Source organism: Pigmentiphaga sp. H8, from assembly GCF_003854895.1.
Taxonomy (GTDB): Bacteria; Pseudomonadota; Gammaproteobacteria; order Burkholderiales; family Burkholderiaceae_B; genus Pigmentiphaga.
Genome location: NZ_CP033966.1, coordinates 4,196,154 through 4,216,483 on the forward strand (window position 1 = coordinate 4,196,154; position 20,330 = coordinate 4,216,483).

The 20,330-nt window shown below is 68.2% G+C and carries 18 protein-coding genes and 1 pseudogene; 8 read left to right on the plus strand and 11 right to left on the minus strand.

Going from position 1 to position 20,330, the window contains the following annotated elements; translation table 11 throughout:
- Nucleotides 1-15: 15 nt before the first annotated feature.
- Nucleotides 16-2,166, plus strand: coding sequence for a copper-translocating P-type ATPase (locus EGT29_RS19840; RefSeq protein ID WP_124690588.1), 2,151 nt, complete (start codon nt 16-18; stop codon nt 2,164-2,166).
- A 68-nt stretch (nt 2,167-2,234) separates the two neighbouring features.
- A complete protein-coding gene (locus EGT29_RS19845) occupies nt 2,235-2,852 on the plus strand; it encodes an LON peptidase substrate-binding domain-containing protein (protein WP_124690589.1) in 618 nt (205 codons plus the stop codon).
- Nucleotides 2,853-2,859: 7 nt separating this feature from the next.
- On the opposite strand, the gene EGT29_RS19850 is transcribed toward EGT29_RS19845, so the two are convergent.
- Together EGT29_RS19850 and EGT29_RS19855 are read right to left on the minus strand one after the other, a co-directional pair.
- Nucleotides 2,860-3,477, minus strand: a complete 618-nt coding sequence (locus tag EGT29_RS19850) for a GNAT family N-acetyltransferase (protein ID WP_202865646.1) — start codon at nt 3,475-3,477, stop codon at nt 2,860-2,862.
- A 62-nt stretch (nt 3,478-3,539) separates the two neighbouring features.
- Complete coding sequence (locus EGT29_RS19855) at nt 3,540-4,430, minus strand: LysR family transcriptional regulator (RefSeq protein ID WP_124690591.1); 891 nt, start codon at nt 4,428-4,430, stop codon at nt 3,540-3,542.
- A 108-nt stretch (nt 4,431-4,538) separates the two neighbouring features.
- On the opposite strand from EGT29_RS19855, the gene EGT29_RS19860 reads away from it, so the two are divergent.
- Genes EGT29_RS19860 through EGT29_RS19880 form a run of 5 tightly spaced genes read left to right on the plus strand, consistent with a single transcriptional unit; the run spans nt 4,539 to nt 9,321 of the window.
- Entirely contained in the window at nt 4,539-5,540 is a 1,002-nt protein-coding gene (locus tag EGT29_RS19860; protein WP_124690592.1) for a hydroxyacid dehydrogenase, read from the plus strand.
- Nucleotides 5,527-6,219 carry an RraA family protein gene (locus EGT29_RS19865; protein WP_124690593.1) on the plus strand — a complete coding sequence of 231 codons (693 nt, stop codon included), beginning with the start codon at nt 5,527-5,529 and terminating at the stop codon, nt 6,217-6,219. Before EGT29_RS19860 ends, EGT29_RS19865 begins: the two co-directional genes overlap by 14 nt.
- Before the next feature lie 39 nt (nt 6,220-6,258).
- Nucleotides 6,259-7,239 (plus strand): tripartite tricarboxylate transporter substrate binding protein, encoded by a 981-nt coding sequence (locus EGT29_RS19870; protein WP_124690594.1) that lies wholly within the window; start codon nt 6,259-6,261, stop codon nt 7,237-7,239.
- Nucleotides 7,240-7,246: 7 nt separating this feature from the next.
- Nucleotides 7,247-8,446: a CaiB/BaiF CoA-transferase family protein gene (locus EGT29_RS19875; protein ID WP_124690595.1), complete on the plus strand. Its 1,200-nt coding sequence runs from the start codon at nt 7,247-7,249 to the stop codon at nt 8,444-8,446.
- Nucleotides 8,443-9,321 carry a citryl-CoA lyase gene (locus EGT29_RS19880; protein ID WP_124690596.1) on the plus strand — a complete coding sequence of 293 codons (879 nt, stop codon included), beginning with the start codon at nt 8,443-8,445 and terminating at the stop codon, nt 9,319-9,321. Before EGT29_RS19875 ends, EGT29_RS19880 begins: the two co-directional genes overlap by 4 nt.
- Here EGT29_RS19880 and EGT29_RS19885 read toward each other — a convergent pair.
- The 6 genes from EGT29_RS19885 to EGT29_RS19910 are packed head-to-tail and all read right to left on the minus strand — an operon-like array spanning nt 9,282 to nt 15,932.
- The gene (locus tag EGT29_RS19885; protein WP_124690597.1) at nt 9,282-10,244 is read right to left on the minus strand and encodes a D-2-hydroxyacid dehydrogenase family protein; all 963 of its coding nucleotides are present in this window, start codon (nt 10,242-10,244) and stop codon (nt 9,282-9,284) included. The genes EGT29_RS19880 and EGT29_RS19885 overlap by 40 nt on opposite strands.
- Nucleotides 10,241-11,605, minus strand: coding sequence for a CapA family protein (locus EGT29_RS19890; protein ID WP_124690598.1), 1,365 nt, complete (start codon nt 11,603-11,605; stop codon nt 10,241-10,243). Before EGT29_RS19890 ends, EGT29_RS19885 begins: the two co-directional genes overlap by 4 nt.
- Before the next feature lie 12 nt (nt 11,606-11,617).
- On the minus strand, nt 11,618-12,667 hold the full coding sequence (locus EGT29_RS19895; protein WP_161567886.1) for a TauD/TfdA family dioxygenase: 1,050 nt from the start codon (nt 12,665-12,667) through the stop codon (nt 11,618-11,620).
- Nucleotides 12,668-12,693: 26 nt separating this feature from the next.
- The gene (locus tag EGT29_RS19900) at nt 12,694-13,662 is read right to left on the minus strand and encodes a tripartite tricarboxylate transporter substrate binding protein (RefSeq protein WP_124690600.1); all 969 of its coding nucleotides are present in this window, start codon (nt 13,660-13,662) and stop codon (nt 12,694-12,696) included.
- A gap of 60 nt (nt 13,663-13,722) precedes the next feature.
- A complete protein-coding gene (locus EGT29_RS19905) occupies nt 13,723-14,796 on the minus strand; it encodes an aminopeptidase P family N-terminal domain-containing protein (protein ID WP_124690601.1) in 1,074 nt (357 codons plus the stop codon).
- A 26-nt stretch (nt 14,797-14,822) separates the two neighbouring features.
- Nucleotides 14,823-15,932 (minus strand): Xaa-Pro peptidase family protein, encoded by a 1,110-nt coding sequence (locus EGT29_RS19910; RefSeq protein WP_124690602.1) that lies wholly within the window; start codon nt 15,930-15,932, stop codon nt 14,823-14,825.
- Between the two features lie 162 nt (nt 15,933-16,094).
- Here EGT29_RS19910 and EGT29_RS19915 point away from each other — a divergent pair.
- Nucleotides 16,095-16,982 (plus strand): annotated as a pseudogene (locus EGT29_RS19915) (LysR family transcriptional regulator); the annotation flags it as partial.
- 40 nt (nt 16,983-17,022) lie between these two features.
- On the opposite strand, the gene EGT29_RS28785 reads toward EGT29_RS19915, so the two are convergent.
- From EGT29_RS28785 to htpG, 3 genes are read right to left on the minus strand one after another with little or no spacing between them, the layout of a single operon-like run.
- Entirely contained in the window at nt 17,023-17,532 is a 510-nt protein-coding gene (locus EGT29_RS28785; protein ID WP_238160127.1) for a DNA-deoxyinosine glycosylase, read from the minus strand.
- The gene (locus EGT29_RS19925) at nt 17,529-18,344 is read right to left on the minus strand and encodes a spermidine synthase (RefSeq protein ID WP_238160129.1); all 816 of its coding nucleotides are present in this window, start codon (nt 18,342-18,344) and stop codon (nt 17,529-17,531) included. The genes EGT29_RS28785 and EGT29_RS19925 overlap by 4 nt, the downstream gene beginning before the upstream one ends.
- The gene (gene htpG, locus EGT29_RS19930; protein WP_124690605.1) at nt 18,341-20,245 is read right to left on the minus strand and encodes a molecular chaperone HtpG; all 1,905 of its coding nucleotides are present in this window, start codon (nt 20,243-20,245) and stop codon (nt 18,341-18,343) included. Before htpG ends, EGT29_RS19925 begins: the two co-directional genes overlap by 4 nt.
- Between the last annotated feature and the right edge of the window lie 85 nt (nt 20,246-20,330).

The window sequence follows — 20,330 nt, forward strand, 5'->3', positions numbered from 1 at the left end:
CGCGAGGGGAACAGCATGAATCCGCATCACCATGACCATCATCAGTCTGGAGAACGGAGTGATGCGTCGGCTGGCACCATTTACACCTGCCCCATGCACCCCGAGGTGCGGCAGGACCACCCCGGCAATTGTCCCAAGTGCGGCATGACGCTGGAGCCGATCATTCCGCTGGCCGAGGAAGGCAACAGCGAGCTGATCGATTTTCAGCGCCGCTTTTGGTGGACGCTGCCCCTCACTCTGATCGTGACCGTCCTGGCCATGCTCGGCCATCGTCTGGGCTGGTTCGCCATGGCCACCCAGACCTGGGTCGAATTCGTGCTGTCGCTGCCCGTGGTGCTGTGGACAGGCTGGCCCTTCTTCGTGCGGGGCTGGCAATCGATCGTCCACCGCAGCCCGAACATGTGGACCTTGATCGCCCTGGGCTCGGGCGCCGCCTTCGTCTACAGCGTGGTCGCCACGGTGGCGCCGGGCGCTTTCCCCGACTCGTTCATGTTCATGGGCCGCGTGGCCGTCTACTTCGAAGCAGCGGTGGTCATCATTTCCCTGACCATGATGGGCCAACTTATCGAGTTGAAGGCACGCTCCCAGACCTCGGCGGCCATCAAGTCCCTGCTGGGCCTGGCGCCAAAGACTGCGCGGCGCATCAACGCGGACAGCAGCGAAGAGGATGTGCCGCTCAACCATGTTCATGTCGGCGACCTGCTGCGTGTGCGCCCTGGCGAGAAAATTCCGGTCGATGGCATCGTTACCGAAGGCAGCAGCGCGGTCGATGAATCCATGCTGACCGGCGAACCAGTGCCAGTGACCAAGCGTGCCGGTGCCCCGTTGATCGGGGCCACGCTGAACACCAGCGGCGCGCTGATCATGCGGTCCGAGAAAATCGGCGCGGCCACCATGCTGTCGCAGATCGTGCAGATGGTCGCCTCGGCCCAGCGCTCCAAGGCTCCCATGCAGCGCATGGCCGACGTGGTGGCGGGCAAGTTCGTCGTGGCGGTGGTGCTGATCGCCATCGCTACCTTTCTGGCCTGGGGCCTGTTCGGGCCGGAGCCCAGCTGGGTGTTCGGGCTGATCAATGCCGTGGCGGTGCTGATCATCGCCTGTCCCTGTGCTCTGGGCCTGGCCACCCCCATGTCGGTGATGGTGGCCACCGGGCGCGCCGCCACGCAGGGAGTGCTGTTCCGCGATGCCGGTGCCATCGAGAAGATGCGCGAGGTGGACACCCTCATCGTGGACAAGACCGGCACACTGACGGAAGGCAGACCCGCGTTCGACACCGCCGTTGCGGCGCCTGGCTTCACGCCCGATGAGGTTCTGAGGCTGGCGGCCAGTCTGGACCAGGGCAGCGAACACCCGCTGGCAGATGCGATTGTCAGCGCAGCGCGAGCCAAGGGCCTGCCGCTGGCCAAACCGGCCGATTTCGAGTCGGACAGCGGCATCGGCGTGCGCGGCACGGTCGAGGGACGGCGGCTGGCATTGGGCAACACGGCCTTGATGGAGCAGGAAAGCGTGGCGGTTTCGTCCCTGCAGGCTGACGCAGAGCGCCTGCGCGGTGAAGGCGCCAGCATCATGCACCTGGCTGTCGACGGGCGGTTCGCGGGCATTCTGGCGGTGACCGACCCCATCAAAGCCAGCACGCCCGGCGCCATCCGAACCCTGCACGCCAGCGGTCTGCGCATCGTGATGGCGACTGGAGACGGTCTCACCACCGCCAAGGCCGTAGCGGCCAAGCTGGGTATCGATGAAGTGCATGGCGAGGTCAAGCCCGCCGACAAGCTGGCGCTGGTGGCGCGGCTGCAGCAAGAAGGCCATGTGGTTGCCATGGCGGGAGACGGCATCAATGACGCTCCCGCACTGGCAAAGTCCGACGTCGGGGTCGCCATGGGCACGGGCACTGACGTGGCAATGAACAGCGGTCAGATCACGCTGATCAAGGGCGACCTGCGCGGCATCGCGGCGTCGCGCGAGGTCTCCATCGATACGGTGCGCAATATGCGGCAGAACCTGATGTTTGCCTTCGTCTACAACGGTATTGGCGTACCGATTGCCGCCGGGGTTCTGTATCCGTTCACTGGCTGGCTCCTGTCGCCAATGATTGCGGCACTGGCGATGAGTCTGAGCTCGGCTTCGGTGATCTTCAATGCGCTGCGGCTGCGTGGCACGAAATAAGCGGCCTGCGCTGCATTCCTGGTAGAAGCGCTATCCTGGAGCCTCGGGCAACCAACCGCCTACCCGCCATGAACACGACCCCGCTCTTTCCGCTCAGCCGGGCGCTGTATCCCGAGGGCGTGCTGCACTTGCGCATCTTCGAGATCCGCTACCTCGACATGATCAAGCAATGCATCGCCGACCAGGCCTCGTTCGGCGTCGTGCCGCTGCTGGCCGGCCACGAGGTCCGCACGCCCGAAGGCACCGAGGTCCTGGCCGATTTCGGCACCATGGCGAAGATAGAACAGTGGGATGCGCCCATGCCAGGCCTGCTGCAACTGCGCTGCGTGGGAACGACCCGCTTTCGCCTGGTGTCGAGCGAACAGGGCAAATACGGTCTCTGGGTCGGGCAGGTCGAACCGCTGGCCGACGATCCCGTGGTCCCCATCCCGGATGCCCTGCAACCCGCGGCCAATACGCTGGGCCGCCTGATCGCCGACATCCAGCAGCATCAAGGCCCCCGCGCGGACCTGCCGATCGCGCCCCCCTTCCGGCTGGACGAATGCGCATGGGTGGCGAACCGCTGGGCGGAAATGCTGCCGCTGCTGCCGCCGCAACAGCGGCATCTGCTGGCCGACGACGATCCGGAAAGCCGCCTGGGCCAGATCCAGGACATCCTGAAACGGCGCAAGCTGCTGGTCGAATGAAAACCCCTCAGCCCGCGACCATTTCCATGGCCGGCTCGAGCCCCCTCTGGCGCATCGCGGCCTCGAGGCCGGCGCGCACCTGCGGCCATTCCTGGTCGATGATGCTGTACAGGGCCGAATGCCGCCTGCGCCCGTCGGGCATGATGCGGTCGTTGCGCAGGATGCCTTCCAGCCGGGCGCCCAGCCGCTCGATGGCGCGGCGGGACTGCTGGTTCAATTCATCGGTCTGCAGTTGCACGCGCTGGCAGCCCAGCCCTTCGAAGGCATGGCGCAGCATCAGGTATTTGGCCTCGGTGTTGACGAAGGTCCGCTGCCACGAACCGCCTATCCAGGTGTAGCCGATCTCCCGCTTGCGATGCTCGGGCTCGATGCGGCAATAGCGGGTCGAGCCGACCACCCGGCCGTCCTCGCGCAGCGTGGTGGCGAAGGGCATGGACTCGCCCGTGCCGCGGGCGCGCAGCGCGGCCTCGATGTAGGCCTCGGCCGCTGCCGGCTCGGCAGGGATCTGGGTGTAGGGGGTGCGCCACGCGTCCTGGTCCCGCGCCGCCGCCGCCAGCGCCGCGGCATCCCCGCGCGCCAGGGGTCGCAGCACGACCAGGTTGCCGATTAATGAGTACTGCGACATCGCCATGCCCGCCTGTGCCTGAACCTTCGACCTCGCATTGTAGACAGGAGCCGCTCCGGCGCTCACTCCGAGGCCAGCCTGTCGAGCAGGTCGATGAGCCGCTGCGTGGCCGGCGTGAGCGGCCCGTGGGGATAGGTGATGCCGAGCTGCCGGGTCATGGTCGTTTCCTTCAGCGGGACCTCCCGCAGCATGCCCCGTGTCTTCGGGTGCTCCAGCGTCAGCCGGGACAGGAAGCACAGCAGGTCGGTCGAGCCGATCAGGTCGTGGATGGACGGCAGGGAGTTGGTTTCGATGTGGGGCGTGGGCTTGGGCAGGCCGCGCGCCGCGAAGGCGCTGTCCAGCCATTTCCGGCTGGACACGGGCGGCGTGGGCAAGATCCAGTGGTAGCCCTCGAGATCGCGCAGGCGCGGCGCGCGCAACTCGAAGATGGGGTGCTCCTGGCGTGCGGCAACCACCACGGTATCGTCGATGAAGCCGCGGCAGGCGAACTCGCTGTCGTTCTCGACGACGCCCACGATCATGTCCAGGCGTTCTTCCCGTATCTGCTCCTTCAGGAAGTAGCTGGTCCCGATCATAATTTCCAGCGACACCTTGGGAAGGTGCCGCAGCGCCAGGTTGCAGAGCCTGGGCAGCAGGTAGTCGGCGGTGATGGGTCCGCAGCCCACGCGGACCTTGCCCGCCGAGCCCGCCACGAAGTCCTTCATGTCGCTCAGGGTGCGGTCGTTGGTCTCGCGGATTTTCCGCGCCCGCAGGTAGAACTCCTTGCCCACCGCCGTCAGCACCAGGCCCCGCCCCTTGCGCTCGAACAGGTCGGCGCCCAGCTCTTCCTCCAGGCGCTGCACGCACTTGGTCAGGGCCGGCTGGCTGCGGTGCAGGACCTCGGACGCCTGGCCCAGGTGGCCCAGTTCGGCGATGACCTCGAAGTAGCGCAGGTCCCGGATCTCGATATTCAATTCATTCCTCGCAGGAATTGATTAATCAAAATTATCGAATAGATATTCATATTACGCTCGGATGTAATGGCGCGAAAGCTCAGCCTGAGCCGCAACGAGACGCGCCACATGTCCCATACCGTATTCGTCACCGACATCACCCTGAGTCCCGCCGGACGGCGGGTCCTGGACCAGGCGGGATGCCGCGTCCTGTTCATGAACCGCGCGGGCTGCGTCGAGGAGGTCGAGGCGGTGCTGGCCCGCGAGCCCGTGGACGCGGTGATATCGCGCACCGTCGACCTGCCGGCCGGCGCGATCGCGGCCTGCCCCACGCTGAAGGTCGTGTCCAAGCATGGCGTGGGGGTAAGCAACATCGACGTGCCGGCCTGCTCGTCCCGCGGCATCCCGGTCATGGTGACGCCCGGCGCCAATGCCCGCTCGGTGGCCGAGTTGACGCTGGGCCTGATGCTGGCCGCCGCGCGCGGCATCGCTCACATGGACGCCGAGATGCGCGCCGGACGCTGGACCCGGCTGCGGACCGGTGTCGAGCTGCGCGGCAGGACCCTGGGCCTGGTCGGCTATGGGCAGGTGGCCCGCCTGGTCGCCGCCTATGGCGCGGCCCTGGGCATGCGCGTGATGGCCTACGACCCGCATGTCCGTCCGGCGCCGGACGACGGCGCCGAGATGCTGTCCGACCTGGATGAGCTTTTACGGGCCTCCGACGTGCTCAGCCTGCATGTCCCCCTGACCCCCGCGACGCGCGCCTTCATCGGCGCCGAACAACTGGCCCGGCTGCCCGAGGGCGCGATCCTGATCAATACGGCGCGCGGCGAAGTCGTGGACGAGGCGGCCCTGGCCGATGCCCTGGTCCACGGCCGCCTGCATGCGGCGGGCCTGGACACCCTGGCCGTCGAACCCATGGCGCGGGGCAACCCGCTGCGGCACTTGCCCAACGTGGTGCTGACGCCCCACGTCGGCGCCTCGACGCCGGCGGCGCTGGCCGCCATGGCGCAAGGCGCGGCCCGCAACGTTCTGGACTATCTCACCCGGGGCATCCTGCCCGAGGGCTGCGTCGTGAACATCACCGATCTGTCGAACACCCACCAAGGAGACAAGCATGTCCGGCAATAAGACCTGGCCGCCCGGCTACAGCATCGAGGAAATGCCGCGCCACCTGGACCCCGGGCTGATCGCCCGGTTTTCCGACGTCCCGGTGGCGGTGGCCGGCGACTGCATGGGGCGATCGCTGGGCGCCATGGGCCTGAAGGCCTATCACGACAATCTGCGCCTGGGTCTCTGCGGTCCCGCGTTGACCGTACAGGTACGCCCCGGCGACAACCTGATGATCCACAAGGCCCTGATGATGGCCCAACCCGGCGACATCATCGTCGTCGACGGCGGCGGCGACCTGACCCAGGCCTTGATCGGCGGCCTGATGCGCACCACCGCGCTGGCACACCGGATCGGGGGCTTCGTCATCGATGGCGCCATCCGCGACCTGGTCGAGTGGGCCGATGGACGCATGCCCGTGTTCGCGCGGGGGCATACCCATCGCGGTCCCAGCAAGGAAGGCCCGGGCCGCATCAACGCGCCCATCGCCTGCGCGGGGCTGGCGGTCCTGCCCGGCGACCTGGTCATGGGCGATGCCGACGGCGTCATCTGCATTCCCGCCCGCGAGGCGGAGGCGCTGTTGCCGCGCGCGCAGGCGCACCTGCAGCGCGAAGACGCCATCCGGCGTTCCAACGAGCATGGCACGTCGGATCCCGAGCGCTTCGACGCCGTCCTGCGAGCCAAGGGCTTGCCCGTGTAGCACCCTGCTTTCCGATATAAACAATACGAGGAGACAACCATGAATCGCTATCGACAATACGCCGCCGCGACCGCCATGGCCGTATGCGCGCTGGCGGCGGGGTCCGCCGCGCGGGCCGCCGACGCCTATCCCAGCCAGCTCCTGAAACTGGTCGTGCCCTTCCCGCCGGGCGGCGGCACCGACACCATGGCCCGCTTCGTCGCTGCGGCGCTGACGGAAAAGTACAAGTGGAACGTGATCGTGGAGAACCGGCCCGGCGCCGGCGGCATGGTCGGCCTGGGCGCCCTGGCCCGCGCGCCCGCCAACGGCTACAACCTGGCCCTGGGGCAGACCTCCAACCTGTCCATCAACCCCTACCTGTACACCAACGTTTCCTACAACGTCGCCAAGGACTTCGCCCCCGTCGTCTCGGTGGCGTCGCAGCCCATGGTCCTGGTGGTCAGCGCCGACAAGCCGTACAAGTCGGTGGCCGACCTGGTGAAGTTCGCCAAGGCGCATCCCGGCAAGCTCTCGGTGGGCAATGCGGGCACCGGCACGGTGGGCGACATCACCGGCCGCTACTTCGCCCACGAGGCCGGCATCGACGTCCTGCACGTGCCCTACAAGGGCGCGGCGCCCGCCATGAACGACCTGCTGGGCGGCCAGGTGGACATCTTCTTCGCCTCGACGCCCGCGGCCATGTCCCAGGTCGACAACCCCAAGGTGCGGATGCTGGCCATCACCACGCTCAAGCCCATTCCGCAGCTGCCCGCCGTCCCGCCGCTGGCCGATACGCTGCCGGGCTTCGAGGCCGCCTCCAAGACCGGCCTGCTCATGCCGGCCGGCACGCCCCAGGCGGCGGTGGATGCCGTCAACAAGGCGGTGAACGACGTACTCAAGAGCCAGGACCTGCAGCGCAAGATCATGGACGAGGGCAACGTGGTGCTGGGGGGAACGGTGCAGGAGTTCACCGACACCATCGCCAGCGATTCCGCCAAGTGGTCCGGGATCATCAAGGACGCCAACATCCAGATCAAGTGACACGCCCATGAGCAAGCCACTGCAGTCCCTGCGCGTCCTCGACCTGACCAACGTGCTGGCGGGACCGTTCTGCTGCCAGCAACTGGCCTTGATGGGCGCGGAGGTCATCAAGGTGGAGGTGCCCGGTTCCGGCGACCTCGCCCGGCAGCTCGGGGCCGACCCCGAACTCAACCGGCGCGGCATGGGCCTGTCCTTCCTGGCGCAGAACGCGGGCAAGCGCTCGGTCACCGTCAACCTGAAACACCGGCGGGGCAAGGAGGCCTTCCTGCGGCTGGTGGCGACCGCCGACGTCGTCGTGGAGAACTTTCGCCCGGGCGTCATGGACCGCCTGGGGCTGGGCTTCGACGTCCTGCGCCGACACCGGCCGCGCCTGGTCTATTGCGCCATCTCCGGCTTCGGGCAAGACGGCCCGCTAAGCGGCCTGCCCGCCTACGACCAGATCATCCAGGGCATGTCCGGCACGATGAGCATCACTGGCGACGAGCGGACCGCGCCCTATCGCGTCGGCTACCCCATCGGCGACACCATAGGCGGCATGACGGCGGCCTTCGCGATCGCCGCCGAGCTGGCCGACGGCGCCCGCACCCAGGCACGCTTCATCGACGTCTCCATGCTGGAATCGGTCATCTCGACCATGGGATGGGTGGTGTCCAACTACCTGAACGCCGGGCACCGGCCCCGGCCGCTGGGCAACGAGAACTTCACCGCCAGCCCCTCGGGCACCTTCAGGACCGGTCGTGGACTGCTGAACATCGCCGCCAACAAGCAGGAACAGTTCGAGGCCCTGTGCCAGGCCGTGGGCCGGCCCGAGCTGGCGCGCGACAGCCGCTACGCCGACCGGCAGGCGCGCCTCGCCCATCGCGATCAGCTCAAGGCGGAGCTGGAACAGGCCCTGGCCGCCCGCCCCGCGGACGACTGGTGGCCCCTGCTTGCCGAGCGGGGCATACCCGCCGGGCCCGTCTACCAGGTGGACGAGATACTGGCGCACCCGCAGATACGCGACCGCGGCCTGATCGGCCGCTTCGCGCAGGTACCCGGCGCGGAACGCGACATCGCGGTCGTGCGCGGGGGATACAAGATCGACGGGCAGCCGCCGGCGGTCGATACGCCGCCGCCCGAACTGGGACAGGACACCGTGGCGCTGCTGGCGCAGCTGGGCTATACGGACGACGAGATCGCCGTGATGAAAACCGAGGGGGCCATATGAACGACCACGCCGGCAACGAAGGACAGGCCTGCGGCCAATGGTGGCACACCGGCATCATCGACATGCGGCCCGGCAGCATCCGCTATCGCGGCTATGCGGTGCAGGACCTGATCGGCAACCTGGGTTTCGCGGAAATGATCTGGCTCATGCTGCGCGGCGAGCTGCCCGGAGCCGGGCAAGGCGCCCTGCTGGACGCGGCGCTGATGGCGGCTGTGGACCATGGGCCGCAAGCGCCCAGCATCGCCATCTCGCGCATGGCGATGACCTGCGGGGTCGGGCTGAACAACGCCATGGGCTCGGCGGTCAACGTGCTCGGCGACGTGCACGGCGGCGCGGGCGAACAGGCGGTCGAGCTGTACGGCGACATCGCGCGGCGTCTCGATACCGGCATCGACCTGGCCAACGCCGTGCGCGCCGGACTGGACGACTGCATCGCCCGCCGCGGCAAATACGTACCGGGATTCGGCCATCGCTTCCATCCCATCGATCCGCGCGCGGTACGCCTGATGGCGCTGATGGACGAGGCCATCGCGCAAGGGGTGATCCCGGGCCGCCACGTCGCGATCGCGCGGGCGGTGGAGTCCGAACTCCAGGCGCGCAAGGGGCGCCGTCTTCCCATGAACATCGACGGGGCCACCGCGGCCGTCTACGCCGAACTGGGCTTTCCGGCCGAACTCGCGCGAGGCCTGTTCTGCCTGTCCCGTTCGGTGGGCATCCTGGCCCATGCCTGGGAACAGCACGAGCAGGGCGGACGCAACAAGGGGCCCATCCCCCGGCAGTTCCTGCCGGTGTACGACGGCCACCCACCGCGCGAACTACCGCCCGGCCGTGCCGGTCACGATCCGCGCACGCCGACGGGCGCGCCCGCCAGGTAGGCCTGCACGCCCGCCACGCTGGCCTGGTAGAAGCCCGCGATCGTCTCGCGCGTCGCATAGCCCAGGTGCGGTGTCAGCACGACGTTGTCCAGCCGGGTCAGCGGATGGCCGGCCGGCAGCGGTTCGGTCTCGAAGACGTCCAGCCCCGCGCCGCCCAGCCGGCCCTGCGCCAGCGCCTGGACCAGCGCCGCCTCGTCCACGATCGGCCCCCGGGCGGTGTTGACCAGCAGCGCGTCGGGCTTCATCAGCGCGAGCTCGCGCCGGCCGACCAGATGACGCGACCGTTCGCTCAGGACCACATGGATGCTGAGCACGTCCGACTGCGCGAACAGCTCGTCCTTGTCCACGCGCCGGACCTGGAAGGCGGCCGCCGCCTCGTCGGTCAGGTTGGGACTCCAGGCCACGACCCGCATGCCGAAGGCCTGGCCGATGGCGGCCATGCGCTGGCCCACCCGCCCCAGCCCCAGCAGCCCCAGGGTCTTGCCATCCAGCAGCATGCCGGCGGTACGCTGCCAGGCCCCCTCGCGCACGCCGCGGTCCTCGTAGGCGATGTGGCGGGCGGTGGCCAGTATCAGCCCCCAGGCCAGTTCGGGCGTCGCGTTGGAACCCTGGACGGCCGAGGACACGTGGGACACGACGACGCCCCGCCCGGTCGCCGCCTGCAGGTCCAGCGTGCGATGCGCCTTGCCCGTCACGGTCATGAACTCGAGGTTGGGCAGCCGCTCCAGCAGCGCGCGCGGCATGGGCGTGCGTTCACGCAGGTGGCAGAGGATGTGATACGGCTCGAGCACCTCGGCCGCCTCGTCCGGCACCGCCAGCTTGCGGTCGATCACGTCGATCCGGCACTGCCCTTCCAGCACCGACCAGTCGGCCGAGCGCAGCGCCAGGTGCAGATAGTCGTCCAGGATGGCCAGGCGCTTCATGGCAGGCGCAGGACGCCGACGTCCCCCTCGATGTCCAGGCGCGTGCCGAAGGGGCGGGACAGCCGGGCGACGCGCGCCAGGATGCGATGCGCGTCCTCGCCCCGGGCCAGCACCGGGCGGCCGCGCTGGCCCCGCGGCCGCCCGAACCCCATGTCGATGGGATACAGGTTGACCGCGGCCAGCTTGCCAGCCTCGAACCGGCAGGTGGCCAGACAGCCTTCCCAGAACTCGCGCGTGGCAGGGAAACCCCGGCTGTCGTTGCCGGTGCGCGCGTCCAGGAACTCGGAAGGCGTGGCGGCGGCATCCAGCCCGAACCGGCCGTAGGCCTCGGCGGGAAAGGCATTGATGGTTTCGTTCTGGAAAATGAAATTGCCCAGACTGTGGAAGATGGGCGCGCCCCGGTAGACCTCGACGCCCATGGTCAGGTGCGGGCCATGACCCGCCACCACGTGGGCGCCGGCGTCCACGGCCGCGCGGGCGAACTCGATGGCGAACTGCGCGGACTCTTCCAGCTCCACGTCGGTGGGCGCGGTGCGCTTGCCCGCACTGCCGAACTCGTGGCAATGGAAGGAAAAAATCACCCAGTCCGCCTGTTTGCGCGCCTCGCGGATGAAGCGCAGGTTGGCTTCGGCATCCCTGGCGTCGACCTTGGTCGACACGGCGAAGCCCTTGCCACGGCGGAACTTCGCGCCCAGCAGGGCCACGCTGTCGTCGTCATTGCTGGGCACCTCGTGCGGCGCGTAGAACTGCGAGCGGTGCCGCACCTGCTCCTGCGCCATGCCCAGCTCGTCGCTGATGCGCCGCAGCGCCGCCAGCGATTCGTCGTCCACCGTATAGGACGTGGCGAACCCCAGGGGATTGATGCCAGGGCGGCCGGCGCTGTCGGAGCGCGCGTCGGCCGCGCGATTCCAGGGCCGGTAGAACGACGTGGCCGAGACCAGGCCGACGCGGCCCGCGTTCGTTTCCAGGTAGCCCGGCCGGCGTGCCTCGGCCAGCGTACGGCCCGCGCCGGAGTACGGAATGCCGGCGCGGTCCAGGTGCGCCAGGCTGGCCAGCACCCCCGACACGCCGTAGTCGGTGGCATGGTTGTTGGCGATGGACACGATGTCCAGGCCCATCCACTTCAGGTCTTCCAGCAGGCCCGGCGCGGTGCTCATGGGCGTGCCCTGCGTGAAGTTGGGCACGCCTTCGCCGGACTCGCGCACGGTGGTCTCCAGGTTGCCGAAGCTGGCATCGGCATCCCGCAGCAGATCGACCAGCGCCAGATAGTCGTCTTCGGCGTAAGGCTTCAAGGCCCTGGACAACATCATGTCGCCAACCAACGCCAGCTTGATACGGCCCCGCTCAGCTTCGTACAACATAGGCCCTCCGCCTTACTCGATGCTGCCGACGGTTTCGTAGATCAGCTTGCCCGTGCGCGACGGGAAGCCGCCCCGCACCGCGCCCGCGCGCTGGTCGCGGTAGATGGTGCCCAGGGCCGGGCTCAGGGCGCGGCTGTTGGGCACCGACAGCCACATGCGGAGCAGGTGGCGCTTTTTCTCCGGTTCCTCGAAGTCCTCGAACGCGGTGCGCGAATGCAGCATCATGTGGTTGTTCAGGAATTGCAGGTCGCCCGGCTGGAACATCATCGAGAAATGGAAGTCGGTGCTGCCAGACAGGCTGTCGAGGAAATCCAGCGCCTCTTCCTGGATGGGCGTCAGGCGCGGCACGTCGGGAAAGCGCTGGGCCGAGCGGATGTGCGTGCGCACGTAGCGGCACGAGAACTTGCCGTCATGCATCGAGAACACGGGCTGCTGGTAGTACGGCGGTTGCCCGGGCTCTTCCTGTCCCTGCCAGCTCCAGTAGAACGGCTGGTACAGCACCTCGAGCAGGTCGGGACGCTGCTTCAGGATCTCGTTGTGGATGGCCTGCGAACTGGCGATCATGCTCAGGCCGCCGCTGCGCGCGGTGCGCAGCACGAACAGCGCCACCACGTCGCAGGAATCGGTGTGGTAGGTCAGCTTCTGGTTCGAGGTATAGCCCCGGCCCTGCGGGCTGTTGATGTCGATGCCCAGGTTGCGCACGTCGCCCAGGATGTCGCCCTTGGCGCTTTGCGAGACGGCCGTGCCCATGTGCTGGCCAACACCCCAGTAGATGATGCGCAGGTCGTCCTTGCTGTAGCGCTCGGCCTGGATGCCGCGCAGCAGTTGCAGGCCCAGGCCGTTCTCGATCTGCTCGCGGGTATGGGCGATCACCTTCGATACCGTCGGCAGCGGGAAGTCCTCGCGCGTCATGGTCGAGATGAGCTTGCCCCGCGCGCGCACGTTGCGCAGCGCGGCGTCGATCTCGTCGATCTCGGCCGGAGTGAACTCGTACACCCAGGCCTTGCTGTCCTTGATTTCGGGGCCGCGCCAGGTGGCCGGTCCGGTGATGGCTGCACGCATGAAAAAATCTCCTGAAGGAACCGGCGTCAGTCGATGCTGATGCCGGTCGAATGGATCACCTTGCCCCATCGGGCCACTTCTTCCTTGATGAAACGGTCGGCCTCGGCCGGGCTGCTGGCGATCAGGTCGCGCGCATCCAGGCCCTTGATGTCCTTGCCGGCGCCGTTGGTCATCAGTTCCTCGCGTATCGCCGCCGACACCTTGGCGACGATGTCGGCCGGCGTGCCCGGCGGCGCCACCATGCCGGTCCACGACACCGAGATGAAGCCGGGCATGGTCTCGTTCAGCGTGGGCACGTCCGGCAGGGCCGGATGGCGCTTCTCGCTGCCGATGGCCAGCACGCGCAGCTTGCCTTCGCGGATCTGCGGCAAGGCGGTGGCCAGGCCCTGGAACATCACTTCCACCTGTCCGGCGATCAGATCGGCATAGGCGGGCGGACCGCCCTTGTAGGGGATGTGGACCATGTCGATGCCGGCCGTCATCTTCAGCAGTTCGCCGGCCAGGTGCGGCGTGGAACCGGTGCCGCCGGAGGCGAAGTTGAGCTTGCCCGGATGGGCCTTGGCATAGGCGATCAATTCCTGCAGCGTCTTCGCCGGCACCTTGGGATTGACCAGCAGCACGTTCGGATTGGCGGCGATGATGGACACCGGCACGAAACGGTTCGGGTCGTAGGCGAGCTTCTTGTAGAAGCTCTGGTTGATCGCGATCGCCGTGGGCGGCGACACCAGGAAGGTGTAGCCGTCGGGCTCGGCGCGGTAGACGGCCTCGCCGCCGATGTTGCCGTTGGCGCCGGCGCGGTTCTCCACCACCACCGGCTGGCCCCACTTCTTCTGGATCCCCTCGCCGGCCAGGCGCGCCAGGGTATCGGCGGCGCCGCCGGCGGGCACCGGCACGATCACCTTGATCACCCGCTCGGGATAACCGGCCGCCATCGCGGCACAGGGCAGGGCCAGCGATGCGGCCGCCAGCAGCCGCCGCACGATGTGCTTGGACATAGTGTTGTCTCCTTGTGTGTCGGCGCGTCCATGCGCCGTGTTCGTCTGGGGTCCCGCGCGTCAGCCGCGCAGCACCTGTCCGCGCTGTCCGCCGCCGCCCAGCGTCAGTGGCGCGCTCCGGTACCAGTGGCCGCCCTCCAGCGCGGCATGGGCGGAAAACACCGCCAGGCTGCCCGGCGGCAGGGGCACGAATTCCTGTTCATGGGTGCGGGCCAGGCTCAGGGGCTGCACGCCCGTGCACGACTCCAGCGCCCAGCGCGACGCGTCTGCCGGCGCAGCGGGCAGCCCGTCGGCGCCGTGTCCGGCCAGGCGCGACAGGCTGTCGTCGAACCAGGCCCGGGCCGCTTCCCAGCCCGCGGGCGCCGCGCCGCGGGCATGGCTGCCGCCCAGGCGGATCCAATGGCCCTTGTAGGCCACCGACAGTTCCAGGGCATAGGCCGCGCCCAGCGGAAACTCTCCTTCCAGCCGGCCCAATGCGCCGGCGCGCGACAGGTCGGGCGCAACGCGATAGAGCACTTCCTCGGCGCCGGCGGCGCGTGCGCTGGCCTCGATGGCGGCCGCCAGCGTGGAAGTGTTCCGGACATCGTCCGGCACCTCGGCCACGGCCCCCCGGGCGATGGCCAGCGCACGATCGGCCAGCGCCAGTTCTTCCTTGCCGCAGGGCTGGCGCACCGCGGCGAACATGGGCGCGGCATCGACGATGGCTTCGGCTCCCCAGGCCTTCATCAGCGGCAGGGCCACCGCCGCCGGCAGGGCGTCCAGGCCGACCACGCCCAGGCGCGCGCCGGGCTGCACGCCCTTGCCGGCCAGCATGTCGAGCACGCCCTGGGCGAGCCGGGGCGCGGATACGACCTCGCCCAGGTGCGAGACTTCGCGTATCCAGCCGTGCACGCGCGGCGTGAGCGACGCCAGCAGGACCGGCGCCTCGTCCGGCAGCACCAGCAGCATGGCCTCGCTCCAGTACGGCGTGAAATGGGTCAGCCAGTGCACGGCGGCCGGCTCGGCGAACGAGGTGTAGGCCAGCACGGCCGCCAGGCCCTCCCGCTTCATCCCCGCCCGCAGGCGCGCAACGCGCTCGTCCAGCACCGAGGCCGGCAATTCTTCCCGCGACCAGCTCATGAGTCCGCGACGCATAAACGAATCCTTCCGTGAATATCGAATCAGGCCAGGCCGGCCGGGGCGCTGCGCAGCTCGCGCGGCGTGCGGGTCAGCACCTTGCAGCCGTCGGCGGTCACGCGCACGGTGTCGCCCAGCACGATGTAGCCGGCCACCGGGTGGTAGGTGTTGGGATGGACGACCAGGGTCATGTCGGGCTCCAGCACCAGGTCGACGTCTTCCAGCACGTGCGGGCCGTCGACGTAGAGCCCCATGCCGTGGCCGCGCACGCGGGTGTACTTGGAGGTCACGTATTCGCCCAGGCCATGGCGGCGGAAGATGTCGTTCTGCGCGCGCGCCACGTCGCCATGGGTATTGCCCGGCTTCACCGCGGCGATGCCCGCCTCCAGCGCGTCCAGGTACACCTGGTAGGAATCGAGCTGTTCGCGCGTGGGCGTGCCCAGCACCAGGGTGCGGCAGATCTGCGCGTAGTACCCGTCCAGGCAGGGCGTGAGTTCGGTCGTGACCAGGTCGCCCGCGGCCAGCCGGCGCTCGCCCGGCGGACGCATGGTGCGGACTTCCTTGCCGCCCGACCCCATGATCATGAAATTCTCCGGACAGCCCTGGGTCCGCAGCCAGGCCTCGAGCTCGCCCACCAGCTCGAATTCGCGCTTGCCCACCCGGGCGGCCGCGCGAAAGACCTCGTAGCCTTCGTCGGCCAGGCGCACCGCCTGCTCGACGCGGTCGGCCTCGGCGGCGGTCTTGCGCACCATCAGGCCGTCGAGCATGGCGGTGGCCGCCTGCATGCCCGCGCCCGCGGCGCCGCGCGCCAGCAGGGCCGGGGTCGAATGCGCGGGCGCGAGGCCGGTGCGCTCGGGCCGGGCGGCATCCAGCGCCTGCCGTGCGCGGGCCAGCAGGTCGGCGCGCCACTCCACCTTCAGGCCGGGTTGCTCGGCCGCGATACGCTCGGCCTCGGCCGGGGTCTCGACCATCAGCCAGGCGTCGCTGGCGGTAACGAAGGCCACGGCCTGGCCTTCCATGGGCGTCACGTCCAGCGCGTAGCGCAAATAATCGCTGCGCCAGGCATTACCCGTCACCACCAGCAGGTCCAGGCCTGCCTGGTCCATGGCGGTCCGCAAGCGGATGCCCCGCTCTTCCCTGAGTTGCGCGCTCATTGCTGTCTCTCCCACCGGCCGGGCGGCGGCGGCCCGGCCTTTCGTGTTCTGGCGCCCGCACGCGGCGGGCTCTCGTCATGGACGACAGAATACGTAGGCTAGCTATAGACAACAAATACAATTTTCTCCACCAGCTATCGTAAATATTGATATGCTGGCGCCATGAACCTGCGCACGCTCAAACGCTTCCTGGCCATCGCCGAACTCGGCAGCATCAACAAGGCGGCCTCGCACCTGAACGTCTCGCAGCCGTCGCTGACCAAGGACCTGCAGGACCTGGAAGAAGCCCTGGGGGTGGAGCTGTTCACCCGCAACGCGCGCGGCGTGAGCCTGACGTCCTTCGGCGAAACCATCTATACCCGCGCCAGGCTGGTCGACGCCGAGTTCCGCAAGCTGGAAAGCGAAGCGCGCGCGCTGCGCGACGTATCGATGGGCGAGGTCAACGTGGGTGTGGTGCCCGGCCTGCTGCAGAACCAGATCCTGCCCAAGGCCACTTTGAACCTGACGCAGCGCGCCCGGCGGCTCACGGTGAACTATCGGTTCGGCCATCGCAGCAGCATGCTGGGCCCGCTGCTGCGCGGCGACCTGGATTTCGTCATCGTCGGCATCGAGGACGACGAATACGCCGACGAACTGGTGTCCGAGCCGCTCTTTCCCGATCGCACCGCGCTGTTCGTGCGCGCCAGCCATCCGGTGCTGGAAACCTTCGACGGCACCGGCACCCACCTGGCCGACTACCCCTGGCTGGTGCTGTCGGAATGCTCGCAGCTGGAAGTCACGCTCAGGCAGATGATGCGCGCGCAGGGTACGCCCTTCGCCAACAACGTGATCCGCACCGATTCCTTCTATTTTTTCCGCTCGACGCTGGTGGCCAGCGATTGCATCGGCCTGGCCCGCTACGACTCCGCGCGCCTGGAGAAACACACCGGCAACATCGTGGAACTGCCGCTCCAGCCGGCGGTGGGCAAGAAGCTGCTGAGCACGCACATGATAGGCGTCGCCTACCGGCGCGACACCATGCTGTCGACCGCCAGCAAGGCCCTGATCCAGGAGATCCGCCACCTGACGGACGACCTGTTGCAGCAGGAGATCACGACCGACATGCGAACAGGGGCCGCCATTGCGCCAGCTTCTGCTCGAAGCCATACATCGCGGCCGCCGGCGACGAAGAAGGCAGCCGGAACACGCGGTAGCCGTAATCGGCCAGGTGATGGCCCAGCTTCCACGACAGGCCGCCGTTGAAGCCTATGCACTCGAGCCGCGGCGCGTGTTCCTTCAGGTAGGCGGCAAGCGGATTGACCTCGGCCTGGGTCACGGCGGCATCCAGGCTGCCCTGGCGCCTGCAACTGGCGACGACATCCCAGATGCCCACGCGATGCCGGATGGCGACGCGCAGGCGTTCCTCGTAGGGCATCAGGTGCAGTGCCTCGACATCCAGGCAGGCGCCCAGCAGGCGCCAGAACTGGTTGCGCGGATGGGCGTAATACTGCCCCATGTTCAACGAAGCCACGCCCGGGAAACTGCCCAGCAGCAGTACCCTGGCATCGGGCGCCAGGACCGGCGGAAAACCGCTGAGCTGGGGCTGCGCCGCGGCGCTCACAACCGCTCCAGCTCCGGCACCAGCGAACGCGCCCATTTGCGCGCCGGCAGGCCGTAGCGGTTCTCGACCTCGTCGGCGCGGGCCAGCAGCGCCTGCGCGTCGATGCGCAAGGCCGGGCCGGCCAGGGCGATCGCCACCCGGTTGCCTTCCTCGATTTCCGGCAGGACCGCCACGCGCCCCTCGAACGCCTCGTCCAGGTTGCCGTGATTGTGCTCGTAGCTGTCGTGCGCGCCGAACAGATTGACGGTCACGATGCCGGCCTGGCTGGCGTTGGCGCTGACCACCCGCCGGCAGCCGCGGTAGAACTCGACGGAATCGCGTACCGGGCCGCGCGCGGCATGGTCGTACAAGTCCACCATCAAGGCGCGGCAACTGCCGCGGTTGGCGATGTCCTCCACCCACGCGCCCGCGTCGTCATGGGTCACCCTGAAACGCTCGTTGTCGGCGGGCAGGCGGAAATAGGCGCGGCAGGCGGCGGTCACGCTGGGATTCCATTCCACCGCATGCACCAGGCTGTCGGTCTGCTTCAGACAGAAGCGCGTCAGCGACCCCGCGCCCAGCCCCAGCGTGCCGATGGCCTGCTCGCCGCCGGCCTCGGGCGGATCGAGGAACAGCAGCCACGCCATCATCTGGCGCGTGTACTCCAGCTCCAGCACGAAGGGGCTGCGTATCCGCATCGCGCCCTGGATCCAGGGACTGCCGAAATGCAGGTAGCGAACGCCCTGCTCTTCCGAGAACGTCGGTTCGTCGAGCTCACTGGGACCGGCGGTCCGCCGCCGGTCCAGCCCGGACCGTTGCGCCCCGCGGCTCAAGAGGCCTGGCTCAGCAGCAGGTTGTTCATGCTGCGCACGAACGCGGCCGGATCCTCCAGCGCCGCGCCCTCGGCCAACAGGGCCTGGTCCAGCAACAGCCGGGCCCATGCGCCGAAGTCGGCCTCGCCGGCCTGGCGCACGCGCGCGATCAGCGGATGTCCCGGGTTGATCTCCAGGATGGGGCGCGACTCGGGCGCGGCCTGCCCGGCCGCTTTGAGCAGGCGTTGCAGGTGCTGGCTCATGTCCTGCTGGTCCACCACCACGCAAGCGGGGGAGTCGACCAGGCGGAAGGTCACGCGCACGTCCTTGACCGCCTCGCCCAGCGCGGCCTTCAGCCGCTCGACCACCGGCTTGAGTTCTTCCGAGACCTCGTCCTGCTGCTTCTTCTCTTCCTCGTCGGCCAGCGCGCCCAGGTCCAGGCCGCCTTTGGCGATGGAGGTCAGCGGCTTGCCGTCGAACTCGTTGACGAAGGACAGCATCCATTCATCGACGCGATCGGTCAGCAGCAGGACCTCGATGCCCTTCTTGCGGAAGATTTCCAGGTGCGGGCTGCTGCTGGCCGCGGCGAAGGTCTCGGCCGTGACGTAGTAGATCTTGTCCTGGCCTTCCTTCATGCGGGCCACGTAGTCGGCCAGCGACACCGTCTGCGCGGGCGTTCCTTCCTGCGTGGAGGCGAAGCGCAGCAGCTTCAGGATGCGCTCCAGGTTGGCCGCGTCCTCGCCCACGCCTTCCTTGAGCACCTGGCCGAACTCGGTCCAGAACGTCGCGTAGTCGTCCTTGCGGTTCTCCGCCAAGTCTTCCAGGAGACTCAGCACGCGCTTGGCGCTGCCTTCGCGGATGGCGCGCACGTCGCGGCTTTCCTGCAGGATTTCGCGCGACACGTTCAGCGGCAGGTCGGCCGAATCGATCACGCCGCGCACGAAGCGCAGGTAGCCGGGCAGCAGCTGCTCGGCGTCGTCCATGATGAAGACGCGCTTCACGTACAGCTTGACCCCGTGCTTCTTGTTGCGGTCCCACATGTCGAACGGCGCGCGCCGGGGCACGTACAGCAGCTGCGTATATTCGCTGCGGCCTTCGACCCGGTTGTGGCTCCAGGCCAGCGGCTCCTCGAAGTCGTGCGCCACGTGCTTGTAGAACTCGGCGTACTGCTCGTCGGAGATCTCGGACTTGCTGCGCGTCCACAGGGCGCTGGCCTGATTGACGGTTTCTTCCTCGTCGCGGACGACCTGCTCGGATTTCTCGGCGTCCCATTCCTCTTTCTTCATCAGGATGGGAACGGAGATGTGGTCGGAATAACGGCGCAGGATGTCGCGCAGCTTCCACGACGACAGGAAATCGTCCTCGTCCTCGCGCAGCGTCAGGATGATGTCCGTGCCGCGCCCGGCCTTCTCGGCCGCCGAGATCGTGAATTCGCCGTCGCCGGCCGATTCCCAGCGTATGGCCTGGTCCGCCGGCAGGCCCGCGCGGCGGCTGATGACGGTGACTTTCTGCGCGACGATGAACGACGAATAGAAGCCCACGCCGAACTGGCCGATCAGTTGCGCGTCCTTCTGTTTGTCGCCGGTCAGTTGCTGGAAGAACTCGCGCGTGCCCGAGCGGGCGATGGTGCCCAGGTTGGCAATGGCCTCGTCCCGCGTCATGCCTATGCCGTTGTCGGAAATCGTGATGGTCCGCGCGGCCTTGTCCAAGCCCACGCGGATGGCCGTCTCGCCGTCGCCTTCCAGCAGTTCCGGCCGGTCGATGGCCTCGAAACGCAGCTTGTCGCAGGCGTCGGACGCATTGGAGACCAGCTCGCGCAGGAAGATTTCCTTGTTGCTGTACAGCGAGTGGATCATCAGGTGCAGCAACTGCTTGACTTCGGTCTGGAAGCCCAGGGTTTCGGAGGTGTTGGTCTGACTCATGGCAATAACAAGGCCCATCCCGGCGCGCAGGGTTCAGGCGCGCCAGGCATGGCGGTTGACGAAAGGAAGTTGTCCGATTGGAGCA